The organism is Rhizobium sp. WSM409, assembly GCF_057653825.1.
Window position 1 is genome coordinate 3,599,687 of the sequence record NZ_CM172794.1, and the last position, 21,147, is coordinate 3,620,833.

The window sequence follows — 21,147 nt, forward strand, 5'->3', positions numbered from 1 at the left end:
CGAATGCGACGATTGCACCGCCGACCTCCCCGAGATCGACGTATCGTTAAATATCAGGCGCGCTGGCCGGCTCACCCTTCATCTCGCTGAGGAACATGCCCTCGCGCAGATTGATGCCGTATTCGACGAAAGCCTTCATGCAGCAAAGCATCTGCGTCCAGCCTTCGCAGTTGAGATAGGTGCCGCGCCGGCCGGAATCGTCTTCGCGCCAGCCGGTCTCGGCGATCGTCACCAGCGTGCCGCCGTCTTCCAGCGGCTTGAAGTTCATCTCGACCAGCGTCTTGTACTTCGCCTCGTCTTCGCCAGTGCCGCCATCCCAGCGCAGCACGATGCGGCTTTCCGGCACCAGTTCGACGACCTCGACCGGCGCATCCTTCCACCAGGTCACCGTCGTGCCCTTCACGAGCGGCGCGCTCGCTCCGCCGATCGTGGTGAAATAGCTGCTGAGCTTCTTCGGATTGACGACGGCATCGAACACCTCTGCGACGGGACGGCCGATGCGGCCGGAAACGCGGATTCCGAGAGACATGACACTTCTCCTCTTCTCCATTGTGCCTGTTCCGTTGTACTTGGCGTCATTATGTTATAAAAACATAACATGTCAAGCGAATCAACCGACGACCCAGTCTTCAAGGCGCTGGCGCATCATCGCCGCCGCGAAATCCTCGATCTGCTCAAGGATGGCCCCCGAACCACAGGGACCCTTTGCGAGATGTTTCCGGAGATGGATCGCTGCACGGTGATGCTGCATCTGAAGGTACTGGAAGAGGCCGATCTGGTCATCGCCAGGAAGGAAGGCCGCGAGCGCTGGAACCATCTGAACAGCCTGCCGATCAAGCACATCTATGACCGCTGGATCAGCGCCTATGCCGGCCATGCGCTCTCTATCCTCGACCGGCTGAAAGGCGACCTGGAAGGTCAGCCCGAATAATGACCCGGCGTCAAACCGCCTTGCCGCCCGCCCCGCCGAAGCCCTATGCTGCAAAAAACGACACGGGATCAGACGGATGACGATATCCGGAGCCGGCATACGCCGCATGCGGCTGCTGCGGAGCATGAAGCAGGAACATCTCGCCGAACTCCTCGGCGTCAACCAGGCGACGATCTCACGCTGGGAGCGCGATAAGCTCGCCCTTTCGCCCGAACAGGCTATCAAGCTGGAACGGATTTTCGCCTCGCCGCCACATGCAGCAGTCGATGCGGCGCTGAAGCGGCTGGTCGAGGATTCCGTCCGGCCGGTGCATCTGATCTGCGACCGCACCCACCGGCTGCTCGCCACCTCTCGCCCGCGGCACGCGGAGTGGCGGGCGCCGCTCGGCGCCTTTCTCGGCCGCTCTCTATTCTCCTACGCCTCCGCCGAGATCGCCGCCGCCGAGCAGTCGCTGGAGGAGCGCGGCTGGCATGCGGGCAGGCTCTCGTCGCTGACGCTTGATACCGGCGCCAACGGCAATGCGCTGCTGCCGATCGCCGCCGGCCGCATGACCTGGGAAAGGATCATGCTTTCCGATGGCAGCGCCGGCCGCCTCGTCACGACCATCGGCTGAGCCTCAAGCTTTCCTGCACGCCCATGCATAATTTATGCGTTGCCTGAAAACCTTAGTCTTTATAGCGTCCGCCGCCGAACGGTCAGGAGACGATGTGATGACGATACTGGTGACGGGAAGTGCCGGCCATCTCGGCGAGGCGCTGATGCAGACCTTGAGGGCGGAAAGCCGCTGGGTGCGCGGCATCGATATCAAGCCCTCGGCTTTTACCGACATGGTCGGCTCGATCAGTGATCGCGCCTTCGTCCGCCAGGTGATGTCGGGCATCAGCCACGTCATCCATGCCGCGACGCTGCACAAACCGCATGTGGCGACCCACGGCAATTATGATTTCCTCGACACCAATATCGCCGGCACTCTGCACCTGCTCGAAGAGGCGACCACCGCAGGCGTCGCAAGCTTCGTCTTCACCAGCACCACCAGCACCTTCGGTGCGGCATTGACGCCGGCTGCCGGCGAACCGGCGGCATGGGTGACCGAGGACGTGCTTCCCGTCGCGAAAAACATCTACGGCGTGACGAAACTCGCCGCCGAAGGTCTGTGCGAACTCTTCGCCCGCAAATCCGGCCTGCCGGTCGCCATTCTCAGGACTTCGCGTTTCTTTCCCGAAAATGACGACGATCCTGACATTCGCAACGGCTATTTGGCAGAGAACGCCCAGGCCAATGAGCTTCTTCACCGCCGCGTCGATATCAGCGACGTGGTCGGCGCCCATCTGCTGGCGCTCGAAAAGGCGCCGGCGATCGGCTTTGGCCGCTACATCATCTCCGCCACGACGCCGTTTTCGGCAAATGATCTCGCCGCGATCCGGCGCGACGCGCCTCACGTCGTCGAACGACTGTTCCAGGGTGCAGGCGCCCTTTACGCATCACGCGGCTGGAAGATGTTTCCTTCGCTCGACCGTGTCTATGTCAACGAACGCGCAAGGCGGGAACTCGGCTGGCAGCCGCGATATGATTTCCGTTTCGTGCTCGATTGCCTGCGCGACAACAGGGAGTGGCGAAGCCCTTTGGCGCTGAATGTCGGCTCCAAGGGCTACCACGATGAGGTCTTCGCCGAAGGGCCTTACCCGGTCGGATAGAGCAGCGAGCTGCAATGCGGACACGCGAAAGCCCGACTTCCTCTCCAGCATGACGCTTTCGCTGAGAAGTGTCATCCAGATATCACGATCCCGTCATAGACCGTCTGCCGGGGATATGGGCGACGAAATCCAGGGCGTGTTGCGCCATCGGGAAATCGAATCCAGGCCGGGGTGTCATTTGAAGCGGTGTCCAGCCTGCGGGCGGAAGCCGTTTCGAGAGCGCTTTTGACCGAGAGGGTATTTCCATGAAGAATGTCAGACCTTACACAGCGCGGCTTTTCGCCGCGGTTCTCGCGGCATCCGCCGCCGTGCCAGTCGTCGCAATGGCCGAGAATTCCGCCACCGTCGGCGGCCTCACCTTCGTCAACAAGGGCCTGGTGGGCATCGGCCGCATTCCGGCCAACCAGCGTGACAAATTCGGCGAGACCTTCGGTTCCGGCTCGGGCATGGCGATCGATCCCGCCGCCTGGAGCCGCGACGGCGCCGGCTACAAGGGCACGCTCTACCTGTTGCCCGACCGCGGTTACAACGCCGTCGGCACCGTTGATTACCGGCCACGTCTGAACACCATCTCGATCGGCCTGACGCCGACCGCTCCGGGTGCGGCACCCGAGGTTGGCAAGGAACAGTCGGGCGTCGACGCAAGGCTCGTCGATTCCACACTCTTCGTCGACGACAGGGGCGGCGACATGACCGGTCTCGACCCGGAATCCGGCGTCCGCCCCGCTGCCGGTGATTTTCCGCCGCTGCCGCAGGCGACGAACGGCAAGATCGCGCTCGACAATGAAGCCATCATCCGCATGGCCGACGGCAGCATGTTCGTCAGCGACGAATATGGTCCTTATATCTATCACTTCTCCGCTGACGGCCACCTGCTCTCCGCCACCCAGCCGCCGAAGGCGCTTTTGCCGATGCGCAAGGGCGCGTTGAGCTTTGCCTCCAACAATCCCGGCCCCGGCGCCTCCGCTCCGGACCCGAAAGATCCGGAGACCGGCCGCCAGAACAACCAGGGTCTCGAAGGCATGGCGATGACGCCTGATGGTAAGTTCATCATCGCTGTGCTGCAATCGGCTGCCCGCCAGGACGGCGGCGATTCCGGCTCGACCCGGCAGAATACCCGCGCGCTGATCTATGACGCCGCCGATCCCGATCACCTGAAACTGATGCACGAATATGTCGTGCCGCTGCCGGTCTTCAAGGACGCCAAGGACAAGACGATGATCGCCGCCGAGAGCGAAATCGTCGCCCTGTCCGACAAGACCTTCCTGATGCTCGCCCGTGACAGCGGCAACGGCCAGGGCCTGAAGGGCGACACCTCGCTCTACCGCAAGGTCGACATCGTCGACGTTTCCGCCGCGACCGACATTGCCGGCAGCAATTTCGATGACGGCAAGCCGATCGCGCCGAAGGGCGTCATCGATCCCTCGCTGACGCCGGCGACGCTGATACCCTTCATCGACCTCAACGACAAGGTCGACCTCGCCCGCTTCGGCCTGCACAACGGCGCGCCGAACGACAAGAACAATCTGTCGGAAAAATGGGAAGCCATGGGTCTGGCGAGCGTTCTCAACCCGAACCTGCCGGACGACTACTTCCTGTTCGTCGCCAATGACAACGACTTTTTGACGCAGGATGGTTTCCAGGTGGGTGCCGCCTACAAGGCCGACGGCGGTGCCGACGTCGACACAATGTTCCAGGTCTTCCAGGTCACCCTTCCAGGTCTGAAGAAGTAACGGACGCGCTGAAGAAGGGCGAACGGGCAACCCGCGTTCGCCCGCCATATCCGGCGTCTTCGCTGAAAATGGAAGGAAAGGGTGCGATCCACGACCACCGATGGATGTTTACGATCCTGGGTGCCTACAAACGTAGGTGGGCGCCGTGTGTCCAGGCCCACGGGCCTGGCCAGGGACAGCTCCCTTTGGATCGAGTATGGCCCCAGGGATTGTGGTTCCTGTCGAGAGGCGCAGACCGCATGGCGATATATAAGGTTGTTTGCGCTGCCGCGCCAGTGGCGACGGAAGGCCGCCCCTATTTAATTAGAGCCTTTCCTGGTCAGATTGAAGCATTCTGCCGGAGCAGGTTTTCGTCAGGGCAGAGGCGATTGGCGAAGGGCATACCTCTTGGTACGTCCGAGCCGATCGCCTTTGGCCTGGCGGAAAGATGCCCGGCCCTTCGGGTTGGCTGAAACGGGCCGGCTGATCGACCGGCCGGCTTGGCCGTAGAGCCGGGCTACGACACGCGCCGGCCGGTCGACCATCCGACTCCGTTTGAGCCAACAGAATGCTTCAATCTGACCAGGAAAGGCTCTAGGATCAATTGAGTTCGGGGGCGGACCGGCCATTCAGCTTGTCGGTGATGCCGCGGATGCGGCTCGACACTTCGCTCAGCGCTGCGGCAAGATTTTCCTCGGTCCGGGCGGTGGCTGCAAGCACCGTATCGCGATTGCCGCGCAGCGTCTCGAGCTCGGACTCCAATCCGGCGACGCGGCGCGTCAACTCGGCAATCTCGTCCGTGATCATGATGCCGGCCATGACGGTGATCCTCAGATCGCCGATTTCGCCGAACTGATCCTTGAGATGGCCGACATAGCGGTCGAAACGGGTGGCGAGATCGGTCAGGTGATCCTCCTGCCCTTCCTCGCAGGCCATGCGATAGGCCTTGCCGTCGATCGTTACCGTCACCTGCGCCATGCCAAACTCTTCCTATCAGCGATCCAGAACTGCGCGGATCGTTTCCATGGCCGTCACCAGCCGCCGCGATACCTCGCGATTAACCTCTTCCAGCCGGTTGGCGCGGAATTCGGCCTGGTCGAGCTCCTGCGCCAGGCGCGAGCGGTCGGCGTGCACACGCCGCACCTCGCCCTCGATCTCGCCCTGCTCGCGCTGCCGTTCGACGCGCATGTCGACGGCGTTTTCGAGGCTCGATATCGCCTGTCTCAATTCGTTGAGCGCTGCTTCCATGGTTTTGCCTGTGGGCATCATGTCTTTCCGATTCCCGCGCAGGATCCGCGAATCGGCACGCCGCGCCGATCCTGCGATTTCAAAAGGATATGCAGCTCGCTAACGGCCCGTCAATAAATCCTGTCACTTGCCCACCGGCCTATCCTGTGGATGAGCGTTTTACACATCGATTTCGTCATTTGTACAATCGCGTGATCAAATGTCAAAAATCGCCGCTTCCCGCCCGGATTTGACCTGCCATTTATTGACTTGCCCGTCCCAACTGCTATGTCTCTGCCGCTTTCACTCGATGGTCTTGGAGGCTCGAGGCCATCCCCCGACACCCGGAACTTGCGGAAAAGCCATGACCTCTCCCGAACAACACGACCGGATGGCGAATGCGATCCGTTTTCTTGCCATGGACGCCGTTGAAAAGGCGAACTCCGGCCACCCGGGCATGCCGATGGGCATGGCCGACGTGGCAACGGTCCTGTTCACCAAATATCTGAAGTTCGATCCGAAGAAGCCGCACTGGCCGAACCGCGATCGCTTCGTGCTGTCGGCCGGCCATGGCTCGATGCTGCTCTATTCGGTGCTGTATCTGACCGGCTATCCTGACATGACGATCGAAGATCTGAAGCAGTTCCGCCAGCTCGGTTCGAAGACCGCCGGCCACCCGGAATACGGTCATGCCACCGGCATCGAAACGACGACCGGTCCGCTCGGCCAGGGCATTGCCAATTCCGTCGGCATGGCGATTGCCGAACGCAAGCTGCGCGAGGAGTTCGGCTCCGATCTCCAGGATCACTATACCTATGCTATCTGCGGCGACGGCTGCCTGATGGAGGGCATCAGCCACGAAGCCGTCGCGCTCGCCGGCCACCTGAAGCTCAACAAGCTCGTTCTGTTTTGGGACAACAACTCGATCACCATCGACGGCGCCGTGTCGCTGTCGGATTCCACCGATCAGATCGCCCGCTTCAAGGCCGTACACTGGAACACGATCGAGATCGACGGTCACGATCAGGCCGCGATCGCCGACGCGATCGAAGCTGCTCACAAGTCCGACCGCCCGACCTTCATCGCCTGCAAGACGATCATCGGCTTCGGCGCCCCGAACAAGCAGGGCACCCACAAGGTCCACGGCAACCCGCTCGGCGCCGAAGAAATCGCAGCCACCCGCAAGGCGCTGAACTGGGAAGCCGAAGCCTTCGTCATCCCGTCGGACGTGCTTGATAGCTGGCGTGCTGCCGGCGCCCGCTCCGTCGACCTCGTCAAGAGCTGGGAAGACGGCCTCGCCAAGGCTCCGGCCAGGGCCGAGTTCACCCGCCGCATGGCAGGCGGGCTGCCGGAAGGCTTCGACGCCGCGATCAGCGCATATAAGAAGAAGCTCGCCGAGACCAAGCCGACGGTTGCGACCCGCAAGGCCTCGGAAGACGCGCTCGAGGTCATCAACGGCTTCCTACCGGAAACGCTCGGGGGCTCCGCCGACCTGACGCCGTCGAACAACACCAAGACCAGCCAGATGCATTCGATCACCCCGACGGATTTCGCCGGTCGTTACATGCATTGGGGCATTCGCGAGCATGGCATGGCGTCTGCCATGAACGGCATTGCGCTGCATGGCGGCCTCATCCCCTACAGCGGCGGCTTCCTGATCTTCTCGGATTATTGCCGCCCGCCGATCCGTCTCGCCTCGCTGATGGGCATCCGCGTCATTCACGTCCTGACGCATGACTCGATCGGCGTCGGCGAAGATGGCCCGACGCACCAGCCGGTCGAACAGCTCGCCGGCCTGCGCGCCATCCCGAACCTGATGGTCTTCCGTCCGGCCGACGCCACGGAAACGGCGGAATGCTGGCAGATCGCCATCAAGACGCACAACCGTCCTTCGGGCCTTGCTCTGACGCGCCAGAACCTGCTCGCAGCCCGTACCGAATACAGCGAAAAGAACCTGTGCGAACAGGGTGCCTATGTGCTCGCCGGCAATGCCGACGCCAAGGTGACGATCTTCGCCTCCGGCTCCGAAGTCGAAATCGCCGTTGCAGCCCGTACGGCACTCGAAGCCAAGGGCGTCACCGTCCGCGTCGTATCGGTTCCCTGCACCGAACTGTTCTTCGAGCAGCCGGAAGCCTATCGCAAGGAAATCCTCGGCAACTCGCCAGTCAAGATCGCCGTCGAAGCCGCCGTTCGCGAAGGCTGGGATGCGTTCATCGGACCGGAAGGCACCTTCATCGGCATGAAGAGCTTCGGCGCTTCCGGCCCGGTCAAGGAAGTTTATAAGCATTTCGGCATCACCGCCGACGCCGTCGTTGCAGCCGCGGAAGCAAAGCTTTAATGAGGGCGCCATGAGGCGCTCTCCATCTCCTCAATTCCAGGCCCTCACTATCGGGCCCTACTCTATCGGGAGTGAATGAACATGACAGTCAAGGTTGCCATCAACGGTTTCGGCCGCATCGGCCGCAACGTCCTTCGCGCCATCGTCGAATCCGGCCGCACCGACATCGAAGTCGTCGCCATCAACGATCTCGGCCCGGTTGAAACCAACGCCCACCTGCTGCGCTATGACTCGATCCACGGCCGGTTCCCGGCAACGGTGAAGGTCGAGGGTGACTCGATCATCGTCGGCAACGGCAAGCCGATCAAGGTCACGGCGATCAAGGATCCGGCCACCCTCCCGCACCGCGAACTCGGCGTCGACATCGCGATGGAATGCACCGGCATCTTCACCGCCCGCGACAAGGCTGCCGCTCACCTGACGGCCGGCGCCAAGCGCGTCATCGTCTCGGCGCCCGCCGACGGCGCTGACCTGACGGTCGTCTTCGGCGTCAACCATGATCAGCTCACCAAGGAGCACTTGGTCATCTCCAACGCGTCCTGCACCACCAACTGCCTGGTGCCGGTTGTGAAGGTTCTCGACGACGCCGTCGGCATTGACCACGGCTTCATGACGACCATCCACTCCTACACCGGCGACCAGCCGACGCTCGACACGATGCACAAGGACTTGTATCGCGCCCGCGCGGCCGCCCTTTCCATGATCCCGACCTCGACGGGTGCAGCCAAGGCAGTCGGCCTCGTTCTGCCGCATCTGAAGGGTAAACTCGACGGCACCTCGATCCGCGTTCCGACTCCGAACGTTTCCGTCGTCGACTTCAAGTTCGTCGCCAAGAAGGCGACCAGCGTTGGTGAAATCAACGAAGCCATCATGGCTGCTGCCAACGGCAAGCTGAAGGGCATCCTCGGCTACACCGACGAGCCGCTCGTCTCCCGTGACTTCAACCACGACAGCCACTCCTCGATCCTCGCGACCGATCAGACCAAGGTCATGGAAGGCAACTTCGTGCGCGTCCTGTCCTGGTACGACAACGAGTGGGGCTTCTCCAGCCGCATGTCCGACACGGCAGTCGCTTTCGCCAAGCTCATCTGAGCGCTCTTGAGGCATCGACATGCTAGCGGCCCGGGAAACCGGGCCGCTTTTTGTTGCCGTGCCTTCCGAACGAAACCAGCTTTCCCCACTCTGGCATCTTTTCGTCCATTGCCCGGATGAGATCTGCTAGAATACGTCACCCTGGACATTCGAAATGCCCAGTTTCCTCGCGCATTGGCCACCGGCCAGGCGCGGCCACGCCAATACCGTGCGGCAGCACTGACGCCCGCATGAAAATGAGAGAGATGGATGGATTACTTTACTGTTGAAATCGCCGGCCGCGCCGTTGCCAGTTTCCGCTCGGAAAATCACGAGGAAGCGACGCATTTCTTCGAGGCGGAAGACTTTCGCGACGATCTGACCGTCCTGGAATCCGAAGGCAAGCCTCTCTGGGACCGCAAAGCGGCCCTGAGCCTGCGCAAGGCGACCACCGAGGAAGCAAGCGAAGTCGAGCATGCCTATGAATTCGACGACGATCCCGAACGGACCATCGAGGACGAGTTCGTCGTTTTCCTGGTCCCGGTCGCGGATCTGACCGACGAGGGCGAGGACACAGAAGACTGACTAACGATCCGCACCGGGTTCGATATGGCGCCGTTCTCAGGACAGGATGGCGGTGCAGTTGAGGCTGCCTCGGGGTTCGAATTCGATCGGCGTCTCTGCACGGATTGGTAATCCGCTGGCCAAGCGTGCTAGATTGAGCAAATACGCAGCGCTGCACAATGGCCAAAGTGAGCCAAGTGGAGGTGATAAATGGCAGAGGCACAAAAACGCTTGTCCCACACCACCCTCAAACGGCGGCAACGGTTTCACCCCAAGCGGGACGTCAGACCTGCCGTGTTGGCGAAGGCCAATCGTCTGGTCATCTGGGTCGCCGCCCTCATTGGCCTCTCGTTTCTCGCCATCGTCATATTTCAGGCAGTGTTGGGATAGCAGAGCAAGGGCCGGCCGCTTCTGGCACAAAACTACAGCCGGCTGCTCTCGCTAGGCGGCCGGCATTTCCACCCGATATCGAAAAATCTCAGCGTTCATTTCCACGCTCTTCGCATAGGCGCCTGCAATCCATTCTTCCCGTCATTGGACAAGGCAAACGGGCCGCATGAAGGGAGGAGGGTGTCTTATTCTGTTGCCATTCGCAGATACGGGCAGGAAAAATCCGTGCCTGTCTCTTTTGCCCTGCTCTCGCCTGATTTTCCTATACATTCTTTATAGAGAATTTCTCCCGTAGCATTCCGTGTCGGTTGGCCGTCCGGCAGCCGTTCAGCAGCATGAAGCAGCATCGCGACGAGGTTAAGCCGCAAGGCCTACCCTTCTCTGACGTTTTGCCGTTTACTGACGGATCGCAGCGCCTGATGGAGGGGTTGAATAAAGGCGGATCGGCCGGGGGTGGCTGTGTTCGCGAAGCAGTCGATTGAAAGGGGTGGGCATGGAAGCGTTCTATATCGTGGTGCTGGTTTCGACGGCGCTCGTGCTTCTTGCCGCTTTTTCGAGCCTGCTCGCCTTCCGCTTCGGCGCCCCCCTGCTGCTGCTCTTCCTGATGATCGGCCTTGCTGCCGGCGTCGATGGTCTCGGCATCGAGTTCAGCAATAATTATCTCGCCTATATTCTCGGCTCCATTGCGCTGGCCGTGATCCTCTTCGATTCCGGCTTCGGCACGCCGATGCAGGCCTTTCGGCTCGCGGCCGTGCCCTCTCTGGCGCTCGCCTCGGTCGGCGTGCTGATCACCGCCTCGCTCTTTGCCTTCGCCGCCATGTGGCTTTTGAATTTCACCTGGCTGGAAGGCCTGTTGCTCGGCTCGATCGTCGCATCGACCGATGCCGCCGCCGTCTTCTTCCTGCTGCGCATCGGCGGCATCAACATCCGCGACAAGGTGCGCTCGACGCTGGAGGTCGAATCCGGCACCAACGACCCGATGGCGATCTTCCTCACCATCGCCCTCGTCGAGGTGCTGGCGAGCGGCGAGCGTTATGCCGGCATCAATATCGGCATGCTCGCCATGTTCGTGCAGCAGATGGGCCTCGGCGTCATTCTCGGCCTGCTCGGCGGCATGATGATCGTGCTGATCGTCAGCAGGCTCGATACCGATCGCGGCCTGACACCGATCTTTGTGCTGGCGCTCGCTCTTCTCGTCTTTTCCTTCACCGGCGCGGTTGGCGGCAGCGGCTTCCTCGCCGTCTATGTCGCCGGCATCTACGCCGGAAACCGCAAGATGCAGGCGATCGGCACCATCAAGCGCTTCCAGGACGGCATGACCTGGCTGGCGCAGATCATCATGTTCCTGGTGCTCGGCCTGCTCGCCACGCCATCGCAATTTCCTGTCATCATCGTGCCGGCCATCCTGCTCGCCCTCTTCCTGATCTTCGTCGCCCGGCCGTTGGCGATCTGGCTGTCGCTGCTTCCCTTCGATTACACGCAGCAGGAAATCGGCTTCGTTGCCTGGGTCGGCCTGCGCGGCGCCGTCTCCATCCTGCTTGCCATCATGCCGATCCTCGGCGGGCTTGAGAACGGCCAGATCTATTTCAATACCGCCTTCATCATCGTGCTGGTCTCGCTGCTCCTCCAGGGCTGGACAATCAAGCCCGTCGCCAAGAAGCTCGGCCTCATCATTCCGCCGCGCATCGGCGCCGTCGACAAGGTCGAGGTCGACCTGCCGGGCGCGGCCAACCACGAACTGCTCTCCTACCGCGTCATCAAGGATAGCCCGGTACTGCGCGGCGAGCGCATTCCGCGCTGGGCGACCCCGTCGCTCGTCATCCGCGACGGCAAGTCCATGCGCTACCAATATGCCGGGCGGCTGCGCGAGCACGATCTCGTCTATCTCTTCATCGTGCCGAGCTATTCCCGCCTGCTTGACCGGCTCTTCGCCAGCCGGGCGCCTGTCGATGACGACGATGCCGAATTCTTCGGGGCCTTCGCGCTCTCCCCCGCCCGCCCCGCCGCCGATCTCGATGCTGCCTATGGCCCCGGCCTGCTCAACGAATCCGAAAGGGGCCTGACGATCGCCGAATTGATGCGGCAGCGCCTCGGCGGCAAGGCCGACTATGCCGACCGCGTCCGCCTCGGCTCGATCATCCTCATCGTCCGCGATCTCGACGAGCACGATCACATCACCTCCGTCGGCATGTCGCTCGAAGCAGTCGAACCGGCAATTACGCTGCCGATCTTCCTCAATCTCAAGGACATTACCCAGCGCATCCGCGACCGGCTGAATGGACGCCGGAACCGGGAAACCGCAGCCTCCGAAAGCCCCCCGAAACCACCGGCCGGACGCGACGAAGGCACACGCGAAAACGGCCGCTGAACGCCTTGCGTCTCGAATGATCCTTGCTATGTTCGGCGCAACTTTCGCCAACCACGACAGGATCCTCCCCATGCCTTCTTTCAAGACCCTCGACGATCTCTCCGACATCCGCGGCAAGCGCGTTCTCGTCCGCGTCGACCTCAACGTCCCGGTGAAAGACGGCAAGGTCACCGATGTGACGCGCATCGAACGTGTGGCGCCGACCATCCTCGAATTGTCCGAAAAGGGTGCCAAGGTGATCCTGTTGGCCCATTTCGGCCGGCCGAAGGATGGCCCGTCGCCGGATCTGTCGCTGTCGCTGATCGCCCCTTCCGTCGAGGAAGTGCTTGATCATGCCGTGCTGACGGCCTCCGACTGCATCGGCGAAGCCGCCGCCTCCGCCGTTGCCGCGATGAATGACGGCGATATTCTGCTTTTGGAAAACACCCGCTTCCACAAGGGCGAGGAAAACAACGACTCCAACTTCACCAAGACGCTTGCCGCCAACGGCGATATCTACGTCAACGACGCCTTTTCGGCCGCCCACCGCGCCCATGCCTCGACCGAAGGCCTTGCCCACCACCTGCCGGCCTATGCCGGCCGCACCATGCAGGCCGAGCTGGAGGCGCTGGAAAAGGGCCTCGGCGAACCGGCTCGCCCTGTTGTTGCGATCGTCGGCGGCGCCAAGGTCTCCACCAAGATCGACCTGTTGATGAACCTCGTGAAGAAGGTCGATGCGCTCGTTATCGGTGGTGGCATGGCCAATACCTTCATCGCCGCCCGCGGCACCAATGTCGGCAAGTCGCTCTGCGAACATGATCTCGCCGAAACCGCCAAGCAGATCATGATCGAGGCCGCCACCGCCGGCTGCGCCATCATCCTGCCCGAGGATGGCGTGATTGCCCGCGAGTTCAAGGCGGGCGCCGCCAACGAGACTGTCGATATCAACGCCATTCCCGCCGATGCCATGGTGCTCGATGTCGGCCCGAAATCCATCGAGGCCATCAACGCCTGGATCGAGCGTGCCGCAACCCTGGTCTGGAACGGCCCGCTCGGCGCCTTCGAGATCGAACCCTTCGATGCCGCAACGGTCGCTGCTGCGAAATACGCCGCTGGGCGCACGGTAGCCGGCAAGCTCACCTCCGTTGCCGGCGGTGGCGACACCGTCTCGGCGCTCAACCATGCCGGCGTTGCCGACGATTTCACCTACGTCTCGACCGCCGGCGGCGCCTTCCTCGAATGGATGGAAGGCAAAGAGCTTCCCGGTGTCGCCGTCCTCAACGCTGCTAGATAGTTGCCAAGATTGATTTCGCAGATTTTACATGTGGATAGACCGTGGAAGAAAAAACAGCTTCCGCGGTCTTTTGCTCAGAGGACGAAAAAAATCCCAACTTTCAAACGATTGAATTGAATTCAATCGTTTCAATGACTTAGCCTTCCATTTTCCTCCCTATAAACTTCTGTTATCCGCGTTCTATATTCCTGAAGTGCCGATATTTATTGTTGTGGAGAGAACGAAATGAGCGAACGACTGGAAGACATTGCAGTGCAGATGGTTACGGGCGGCCGGGGGCTGCTCGCCGCCGATGAATCGACCTCCACCATCAAGAAGCGTTTCGACGCGATCAATCTCGAATCGACCGAAACCAGCCGGCGCGACTATCGCGAAATGCTCTTCCGCTCCGACGAGGCGATGAAGAAATATATCTCCGGCGTCATCCTCTTCGAGGAGACGCTGTTCCAGAAGGCGGCGGACGGTACGCCCTTCGTCGATATCATCCGCGCCGCCGGCGCCATTCCCGGCATCAAGGTCGATACCGGCGCCAAGCCGATGGCCAAATATCCGGCTGAAACCATCACTGAGGGCCTCGACGGTCTCGGCGAGCGCCTTGCCAGATATTATGAAGCCGGCGCCCGCTTCGCCAAGTGGCGCGGCGTCATCGCCATCTCGTCAACCTTGCCGACCCGCGGCTCCGTCCGCGCCAACGCTCAGGCGCTTGCTCGTTATGCCGCACTTTGCCAAGAGGCCGGGATCGTTCCGATCGTCGAGCCGGAATGCCTGATGGACGGCAAACCGGGCGACCACAATATCGACCGCTGCGCCGAAGTGACCGAATCCACGCTGCGCATCGTCTTCGAAGAACTGGCCGATGCCCGCGTCAACCTCGAAGGCATGATCCTGAAGCCGAACATGGTGATCGACGGCAAGAACGCCCGCAAGGCCTCGGTCGCGGAAGTTGCCGAGCGCACCGTCAAGGTGCTGAAGGCGACCGTTCCGCCCGCTGTTCCGGGCATCGCCTTCCTATCCGGCGGCCAGACGACCGAAGAAGCGACAGCCCATCTTTCGGCGATCAATGCCAGCGGCGACCTGCCCTGGTTCGTCACCTTCTCCTACGGCCGCGCCCTGCAGGACAGCGCGCTCAAGGCCTGGAACGGCAAGCAGGAAAACGTCGCTGCCGGCCAGCGCGAATTCACCCACCGCGCCGAGATGAACAGCCTCGCCGCCAAGGGCAACTGGAAGAAGGACCTGGAAAAGGCCGCCTGAGTTTTTGGAGCCTTGAACGTTGGGCAGGGAGCGGCGAACGCAGCTTCCTGCCCTCTCCGCCGTTTCTTTTCCTCCGATTGTCACGGCGACAAGAAACCGCTTCGTTCCCTCGAAAACCGTGACTACTCATAGCGCCCTGTCACAACAGGAGCCGCCATGAACACCCTCTCCTACGTCACCGTCGATGTCTTCACCTCCACCCGCTTCGAGGGCAATCCGCTTGCCGTCATTTCCGATGCGCGCGGTCTGAGCGACGCGGCGATGCAAAAGATCGCCACCGAGTTCAATTATTCCGAAGTCACCTTCGTCCTGCCGCCGGAAGACCCGCAAAATTCCGCCCGCGTGCGCATCTTCACCCCGACGATGGAAATACCCTTTGCCGGCCATCCGAATGTCGGCACAGCCTATGTGATCGGCCAACAGGCGGAGATCTTCGGCAAGCCAGTCGGCGATACGCTGCGTTTCGAGGAAAAGGCCGGCATCGTCGAAGTCAGCCTGAAACGCGAGGGCGGAAGGGTTGCTGCTGCCGCCATCCGCGCGCCGCAGCCGCTGACGATCGGCGACACCATAGCCGCGGAAACCGTCGCCGGCTGTGTCTCGCTCGACCCCGGCGCCATCGTCAACACCACCCATGCACCGGTCTTTGTCTCGGTCGGGCTGAACTTCGCCGTCGCCGAGTTGAACGGGCTTGGAGCGCTGGCCGCCGCCCGCCCCAACCTTGCCGGGTTTCAGGCAGCTGCCGGCCGCCAGACGACCAGCGGCCACGACTTCTCGCTCTTCGTCTACGTGAGGACAGCCGAAAATCCATGGAGTATTCGCGCCCGCATGTTCGCGCCACTCGATAACGTGCCCGAAGATCCGGCAACGGGCAGCGCGTCAGCTGCGCTTGGCGCCTATCTCGTCTCGCTTGCGCCGGAGGCCGACATGAACGCCCGCATCACCATTGAACAGGGCGTCGAAATGGGCCGCCGCAGCGTCATCACTCTTGATGTCGCGAAATCCGACGGCATCGTCACCGATGTGGTCATCTCGGGAGGCTGCGTTTCCGTCATGCGCGGAGAAATCAGTTTGCAGGACTGACGGTCGCAGGTCGGCCGTAATCCCCGGGTTACATATAATCCAAGGATTACATCAGGAAATCGCGCGAAAGCAGAGCCACTGCCCAGACCGCGAAAGCGATCAGCGCGAGCTTCCAGAAATCCATCCGCCGCCTGAGGCCGGGAAGCCCGAGCGGCTTGATCACCTGTATCGCCATGGCAAGGATGAGCAGCAAGGCTATCAGCTTTGTCATGCTTTATTTTTTCCGTTTTTCGGAATGTCACAGGACGGACATTTTTCCGCGCGAACAAGAGGATCTCGACACGCCGTAAAGATATTCCGGGGCACAATCAATCATCTTGAGGCTGGGCTGAGGCAGGTCTTGCCTTATGTCCATTGCAAATCGCTAAGACCGAGTCTGGGGAAATGAAGAGAAATCTGCTGTCCGTCGCCGCGTTGCTCTTTGGCACGCTCTTCCTTTTCATGGGCAACGGCCTGCAGGGCATCCTGCTCCCCGTCCGCGGCAATCTCGAAGGCTACGCAACGACGACGCTCGGCCTGCTCGGCACCTCATGGGCCGGGGGCTTCGTCATCGGTTGCCTGGTTGCGCCGAAGATCGTGCGCCGCGTCGGCCATGTGCGTGCCTTTTCGGGCTTCATCTCGATCATCGCCATCATCGCGCTGGTCAGCGGTATCATCATCGATCCGGTCTGGTGGGTGGTCCTGCGCGCCGTCACCGGCTTCTCCACTGCCGGTACGTCGATGATCATCGAAAGCTGGCTGAACGAGCGCGCCAGCAACGAGAGCCGCGGCATGATCTTCTCGCTCTATATCGGCATCACACTACTTGGCGTCGTCGGCGGCCAGATGATGATCCCGCTCGAGGATGTGCGCACGCCGGTTCTGTTCATGATCTGCGGCATCTTCTATTGCATCGCCATGCTGCCGACGACGCTGTCGACCGCTGCTTCGCCGCAGCCGCTGAAGGCGGTGCGCCTCGACCTGCCGGCGCTCTATCGCAACTCGCCGGTCTCCTGCCTCGGCATCCTGCTCGTCGGCATCGCCAACGGCGCCTACGGCACGCTCGGCGCCGTCTTCGGCGCCGGCGCCGGCCTGTCCGACACCAACATCGCCGTCATGATGAGCGCCACCATCTTCGCCGGGGCGGTGATGCAGCTGCCGGCCGGCCGGCTTTCCGACCGCATCGACCGGCGCTACGTGCTCGCCGCCATGTCGGGCATCGCCGCCCTTGCCGGCTTGCTGATCTTTCTGCTCCACCCGACGTCCCCCGCCTTGCTGATCGGGCTTGTGGTCCTCTACGGCGCGGTGGCGAATACGCTCTATCCGATCGCCGTCGCCCACGCGAACGACTTCGCGGCCTCGGAGGATTTCGTCAAGGTCTCCGGCGGCTTGCTGCTGCTTTACGGCATCGGCACGATGATCGGCCCGACGCTCAGCGGTCCCGTCATGTCGGCGATCACCCCGCATGCGCTTTTCCTCGTCACCGCCATCGCCCATGTGCTGATCACCGTTTACGCCATCATCAGGAGCCGCATCCGCGCCGCCGTGCCGGCCAGCGACCGCGACGCCTACACGACGATCCCGACCGGCACCTCGCAGATGCTGACACCGCAAAGCATGTCGCTTGCCGATCGCGGCGCCGGCAAACCTCCCGAAACGGAAAAGTCTCCCGAAAGCGGCGATCCTGCTGTAAAGTTCGGCTAGAACAATTCCAGCAAAAGTGCGCAGCGAACGGAGGACGAACCATGAGCTTCATCGATGACGAGCGGCCGCAGAAGAAAGTCGCCCATGAGATCGGCGCGGATCTCTCCATGCTTTCGGTCGACGAATTGAAGGGGCGGGTGGAATTGCTGAAGACGGAGATCGCACGCCTCGAGGCCGAGGCCGGTCGCAAGGCCTCCGGGCGGCAGGCAGCGGAAAGCTTCTTCCGCTCGTGATCCGCTAAAAACTCCGAAAAACAAGGCTATGGGCGGATAAAACAGCTAGCCCCAAGTCTTAATTCAGCACAATGTTAATAAAATATTAAGCTTTATAAGGTATTACTATATTTATCCGGATTTCCTCTGGATCTCAGACAGTTTTCCAAGCGGTGAATTGGTCTGATTTTTCTCCCTGTTTTACCTTGAGAGCCGCGTTTGCGGCTCTTCTTTTTCCTATGGCCGGCGCACTTCCACGAAACTGTGGAGATTAACCCTTTCTTAAGAAACGGCTTGCGCATTTGGGCTAATGATACCATCTTAAAGTCATAAAGACCGGGCCTGGAAACTTTTCCGTCGGTGCCGGCGTTACCTGAATATATGTAGCTGCGTGCGAACAGGGACTATTGCGATGTCGGAAGTTGGATTGAACACGATCAGTTTTGCAGGCCGCGCCGCTGCATCCTCGCAGTTCAAGGCACTTTACGCGGAAGGCATGTCGCTGGTCGAAGAGACTGCCGCCTATCTCGACGGCCAGGGCCGCGCCGCCTCCAAGGTTCTGCCGCGGATGGCCTCGGTTCTCTACGCCGCGGAATCGATGCGTCTCACCACCCGCCTGATGCAGATGGCTTCCTGGCTGCTGTTGCAGCGCGCCGTCAACAATGGCGAAATGTCCCGTGACCAGGTGCTGGCCGAAAAGAACAAGGTTCGCCTCGACGGCTTTAACGTCGACCGCGCCGCACCCGGCTGGGGTGATCTGCCGGAATCCTTCCGCGACTTGGTCGAACGCTCGTTGCGTCTGCAGAACCGCATTGCCCTGCTTGACCGCGAGATCTACCGCCCGTCCGAAGCAGTGATCGTTCATGATAATCAGAACAGCGTCCAGGCCCAGCTGTCCCTGCTGCAGACCGCCTTCGGCAACAACTGACCAGATCTGCAAGAATTCGATATGAACCGGCTGCGTCTTACGCGGCCGGTTTTTTGTTTGCCGCTGAACATCGGCATTGCTGAAACGTCCTTTGCGCGTACGAAAAGACGCGCGGCACTGTAAGCCATTGCCAACGCAAAAAAGCCCGGCAAAACCGGGCTGTCTTCGAATTCCGTCGAGCAGAAGCGATTAGAGGCCGAGGCCGCCGAAACGCTTGTTGAACTTGGAAACGCGGCCACCGCGGTCCATGAGCTGCTGGTTGCCGCCGGTCCAGGCCGGATGCGACTTGGAATCGATTTCGAGGTTCATGACAGCGCCTTCCGAACCCCAGGTCGAGCGGGTTTCGTACTCAGTGCCATCGGTCATGACCACCTTGATCATGTGATATTCGGGATGGATGCCTGCCTTCATAACAATCTTCCTGCGATACCGGAGTTCAATTTGCCGCATGCAGTTGCGGCCAACGAACCGATTGAATAAATGAAGCCGCAGTCGGATGGCTACGGCTTCCCATTAGGATGCGGTGCCTATACATGAAGGACGCCTAGATAACAAGAGCCAACAGGCCGCATTGCGCGGGTCCTGCGGGCGATCGGAGACGATTTGGCAGAGCAGGCACGGGCTGAGGTAAACAAGAAGCGATCGCTGCGACCGCTCGGCAGGCTGACACCCTATGTCATGCGTTACCGCGGCCTGGTGGCTGGTGCGCTGATGTCGCTGGCGCTTGCCGCCATCACCTCGCTGGCGCTGCCGCTCGCCGTGCGCCGCATGATCGACCACGGCTTCACCCAGTCGGACGGCCGCTTCATCAACAGCTACTTCGCCATGCTGATGGTCATGGCCATCGTACTCGCGGTCGCCAGCGCGCTGCGCTATTATTTCGTCATCACCATCGGCGAGCGCATCGTCGCCGATCTTCGCCGCGACGTCTTTGCCCATGTGACGCGGCTGTCGCCCTCCTTCTTCGACGTCAACCAGTCCGGCGAGATCGTCTCGCGGCTGACCGCCGATACGACGCAGATCAAGTCCGCCGTCGGCGCCACCGCCTCGGTGGCGCTGAGGAACCTCATCCTCTGTATCGGCGCCATGGGCATGATGATCGTCACCTCGCCGAAGCTTTCGAGCCTCGTCATCGGAGCGATCCCGCTGATCGTCTTCCCGCTGGTCGCCTTCGGCCGCTCGGTGCGCAAACGCTCACGCGCAGCCCAGGACACGCTCGCCGAGGCCTCCGCCTTCGCCAACGAGACGATCGCCGCGACCCGCACCGTCCAGGCCTTCAACGGCGAAGACGCCGCAGCAACGCGTTACGGCACCGCCGTCGAATCCGCCTATGAGGCCGCCCGCGCCGCCATCCGCTCGCGCGCGCTGCTGACGGGGATCGCCATCACGCTGATCTTCGGCAGCGTCGTCGCCGTTCTCTGGGTGGGCGCCCACAGCGTGCTTGCCGGCACGCTCTCGGCCGGCACGCTCGGCCAATTCCTGCTCTATGCCGTCATCTCCGCCGGTTCGCTGGGCGCGCTGTCGGAGGTCTGGGGTGAACTCTCGCAGGCAGCCGGCGCTGCCGACCGGCTGACCGAGCTTCTCGACGAGGTCTCGCCGATCACCGCCCCCGCCAGCCCTGAGCCGCTTCCTTCGCCCAGCCGCGGCCGCGTCGAATTCTCAGGCGTGCATTTTGCCTATCCCTCGCGCCCCGGAAAATCGGCGCTGCATGCCTTAAGCTTCGCGATCACGCCGGGTGAGACCGTCGCCATCGTCGGCCCTTCCGGTGCCGGTAAAAGCACCGTCTTTTCACTGCTGCTGCGCTTCTACGATCCGCAGCAGGGCAGCGTGAAGATCGATGGTGTCGATGCCCAGCTGACGACGCCCGACGAACTGCGCCAGCGCATCGCCATCGTGCCGCAGGACGTCACCATCTTTGCCGCCTCGATCCATGACAACATCGCCTTCGGCCGTCCCGGTGCCTCGCGTGACGAAGTCCGCGCCGCAGCCCTTGCCGCGCAGGCCGACGAATTCATCGCCCGGCTGGACCAGGGCTACGAGACCGAGGTCGGCGAACGCGGCATCACTCTGTCAGGCGGCCAGCGCCAGCGCATCGCCATCGCCCGCGCCATCCTGAAGAACGCGCCGGTGCTGCTGCTCGACGAGGCGACCTCGGCGCTTGACGCCGAAAGCGAGACCCTGGTGCAGAAGGCGCTCGACGGCCTGGTGGACGGCCGCACGACGCTCGTCATCGCTCATCGCCTGGCAACCGTGCTGAAGGCCGACCGCATTCTCGTCATGGATCAGGGCCGGGTCGTCGAAGAGGGCACGCATCAGAGCCTGATCCGCCATGGCGGCATCTATGCGCGGCTGGCGCGGCTGCAATTCGACGCCGCCAATGAGGACGTGCTCGCCGCCGCGAAATAGCCAGGGCGCACTTCTCCAG

At 61.8% G+C, this 21,147-nt stretch carries 21 protein-coding genes and 1 other RNA gene; 16 read left to right on the forward strand and 6 right to left on the reverse strand.

Annotation, left to right across the window (positions count from 1 at the left end; genetic code table 11):
* Nucleotides 1–46 precede the first annotated feature (46 nt).
* Nucleotides 47–529, reverse strand: coding sequence for an SRPBCC domain-containing protein (locus tag AC25BC_RS17850; RefSeq protein ID WP_012758874.1), 483 nt, complete (start codon nt 527–529; stop codon nt 47–49).
* 69 nt (nt 530–598) lie between these two features.
* Between AC25BC_RS17850 and AC25BC_RS17855 the strand changes: the two genes are divergently transcribed.
* The 4 genes from AC25BC_RS17855 to AC25BC_RS17870 all read left to right on the forward strand — a co-directional run bounded on the left by AC25BC_RS17855 (nt 599) and on the right by AC25BC_RS17870 (nt 4,358).
* Nucleotides 599–931: an ArsR/SmtB family transcription factor gene (locus tag AC25BC_RS17855; protein WP_012758875.1), complete on the forward strand. Its 333-nt coding sequence runs from the start codon at nt 599–601 to the stop codon at nt 929–931.
* A 76-nt stretch (nt 932–1,007) separates the two neighbouring features.
* Complete coding sequence (locus AC25BC_RS17860) at nt 1,008–1,544, forward strand: helix-turn-helix transcriptional regulator (RefSeq protein WP_012758876.1); 537 nt, start codon at nt 1,008–1,010, stop codon at nt 1,542–1,544.
* 97 nt (nt 1,545–1,641) lie between these two features.
* The gene (locus AC25BC_RS17865; protein WP_012758877.1) at nt 1,642–2,625 is read left to right on the forward strand and encodes an NAD-dependent epimerase/dehydratase family protein; all 984 of its coding nucleotides are present in this window, start codon (nt 1,642–1,644) and stop codon (nt 2,623–2,625) included.
* Between the two features lie 245 nt (nt 2,626–2,870).
* Nucleotides 2,871–4,358: an esterase-like activity of phytase family protein gene (locus AC25BC_RS17870; protein WP_012758878.1), complete on the forward strand. Its 1,488-nt coding sequence runs from the start codon at nt 2,871–2,873 to the stop codon at nt 4,356–4,358.
* A gap of 81 nt (nt 4,359–4,439) precedes the next feature.
* Here the strand turns inward: AC25BC_RS17870 and ssrS are convergent.
* The 3 genes from ssrS to AC25BC_RS17885 all read right to left on the reverse strand — a co-directional run bounded on the left by ssrS (nt 4,440) and on the right by AC25BC_RS17885 (nt 5,606).
* Nucleotides 4,440–4,598, reverse strand: a non-coding RNA gene (gene ssrS, locus AC25BC_RS17875) — 6S RNA.
* A gap of 339 nt (nt 4,599–4,937) precedes the next feature.
* Nucleotides 4,938–5,315, reverse strand: coding sequence for a cell division protein ZapA (locus tag AC25BC_RS17880; protein WP_003542783.1), 378 nt, complete (start codon nt 5,313–5,315; stop codon nt 4,938–4,940).
* Between the two features lie 15 nt (nt 5,316–5,330).
* On the reverse strand, nt 5,331–5,606 hold the full coding sequence (locus AC25BC_RS17885; protein ID WP_012758879.1) for a DUF4164 domain-containing protein: 276 nt from the start codon (nt 5,604–5,606) through the stop codon (nt 5,331–5,333).
* A 322-nt stretch (nt 5,607–5,928) separates the two neighbouring features.
* On the opposite strand from AC25BC_RS17885, the gene tkt reads away from it, so the two are divergent.
* From tkt to AC25BC_RS17925, 8 genes are all read left to right on the forward strand, one after another.
* Entirely contained in the window at nt 5,929–7,902 is a 1,974-nt protein-coding gene (gene tkt / locus AC25BC_RS17890) for a transketolase (RefSeq protein ID WP_128438527.1), read from the forward strand.
* 81 nt (nt 7,903–7,983) lie between these two features.
* A complete protein-coding gene (gap, locus tag AC25BC_RS17895) occupies nt 7,984–8,994 on the forward strand; it encodes a type I glyceraldehyde-3-phosphate dehydrogenase (RefSeq protein ID WP_012758881.1) in 1,011 nt (336 codons plus the stop codon).
* A gap of 249 nt (nt 8,995–9,243) precedes the next feature.
* The gene (locus AC25BC_RS17900) at nt 9,244–9,558 is read left to right on the forward strand and encodes a hypothetical protein (protein ID WP_003552580.1); all 315 of its coding nucleotides are present in this window, start codon (nt 9,244–9,246) and stop codon (nt 9,556–9,558) included.
* Between the two features lie 189 nt (nt 9,559–9,747).
* A complete protein-coding gene (locus tag AC25BC_RS17905) occupies nt 9,748–9,927 on the forward strand; it encodes a hypothetical protein (protein ID WP_012758883.1) in 180 nt (59 codons plus the stop codon).
* 493 nt (nt 9,928–10,420) lie between these two features.
* Nucleotides 10,421–12,295, forward strand: a complete 1,875-nt coding sequence (locus tag AC25BC_RS17910) for a potassium/proton antiporter (RefSeq protein ID WP_012758884.1) — start codon at nt 10,421–10,423, stop codon at nt 12,293–12,295.
* Nucleotides 12,296–12,365: 70 nt separating this feature from the next.
* The gene (locus AC25BC_RS17915; RefSeq protein ID WP_012758885.1) at nt 12,366–13,568 is read left to right on the forward strand and encodes a phosphoglycerate kinase; all 1,203 of its coding nucleotides are present in this window, start codon (nt 12,366–12,368) and stop codon (nt 13,566–13,568) included.
* 225 nt (nt 13,569–13,793) lie between these two features.
* On the forward strand, nt 13,794–14,819 hold the full coding sequence (locus tag AC25BC_RS17920) for a class I fructose-bisphosphate aldolase (RefSeq protein WP_012758886.1): 1,026 nt from the start codon (nt 13,794–13,796) through the stop codon (nt 14,817–14,819).
* 156 nt (nt 14,820–14,975) lie between these two features.
* Nucleotides 14,976–15,899, forward strand: coding sequence for a PhzF family phenazine biosynthesis protein (locus AC25BC_RS17925; RefSeq protein WP_012758887.1), 924 nt, complete (start codon nt 14,976–14,978; stop codon nt 15,897–15,899).
* A gap of 46 nt (nt 15,900–15,945) precedes the next feature.
* Here the strand turns inward: AC25BC_RS17925 and AC25BC_RS17930 are convergent, their stop codons facing one another.
* Complete coding sequence (locus tag AC25BC_RS17930; protein WP_003542801.1) at nt 15,946–16,110, reverse strand: hypothetical protein; 165 nt, start codon at nt 16,108–16,110, stop codon at nt 15,946–15,948.
* Nucleotides 16,111–16,283: 173 nt separating this feature from the next.
* Here AC25BC_RS17930 and AC25BC_RS17935 point away from each other — a divergent pair, with 173 nt between their 5' ends.
* The 3 genes from AC25BC_RS17935 to rcdA all read left to right on the forward strand — a co-directional run bounded on the left by AC25BC_RS17935 (nt 16,284) and on the right by rcdA (nt 18,722).
* Nucleotides 16,284–17,582, forward strand: a complete 1,299-nt coding sequence (locus tag AC25BC_RS17935; RefSeq protein ID WP_012758888.1) for an MFS transporter — start codon at nt 16,284–16,286, stop codon at nt 17,580–17,582.
* Nucleotides 17,583–17,623: 41 nt separating this feature from the next.
* Nucleotides 17,624–17,815 (forward strand): DUF1192 domain-containing protein, encoded by a 192-nt coding sequence (locus AC25BC_RS17940; protein ID WP_012758889.1) that lies wholly within the window; start codon nt 17,624–17,626, stop codon nt 17,813–17,815.
* Nucleotides 17,816–18,206: 391 nt separating this feature from the next.
* Complete coding sequence (rcdA, locus tag AC25BC_RS17945; RefSeq protein ID WP_003542804.1) at nt 18,207–18,722, forward strand: protease adaptor protein RcdA; 516 nt, start codon at nt 18,207–18,209, stop codon at nt 18,720–18,722.
* A 189-nt stretch (nt 18,723–18,911) separates the two neighbouring features.
* Here the strand turns inward: rcdA and rpmE are convergent, their stop codons facing one another.
* A complete protein-coding gene (gene rpmE, locus AC25BC_RS17950) occupies nt 18,912–19,133 on the reverse strand; it encodes a 50S ribosomal protein L31 (protein ID WP_003542805.1) in 222 nt (73 codons plus the stop codon).
* A gap of 192 nt (nt 19,134–19,325) precedes the next feature.
* Between rpmE and AC25BC_RS17955 the strand changes: the two genes are divergently transcribed.
* Nucleotides 19,326–21,128: an ABC transporter transmembrane domain-containing protein gene (locus tag AC25BC_RS17955; RefSeq protein WP_012758890.1), complete on the forward strand. Its 1,803-nt coding sequence runs from the start codon at nt 19,326–19,328 to the stop codon at nt 21,126–21,128.
* The last annotated feature ends 19 nt before the right edge of the window (nt 21,129–21,147 follow it).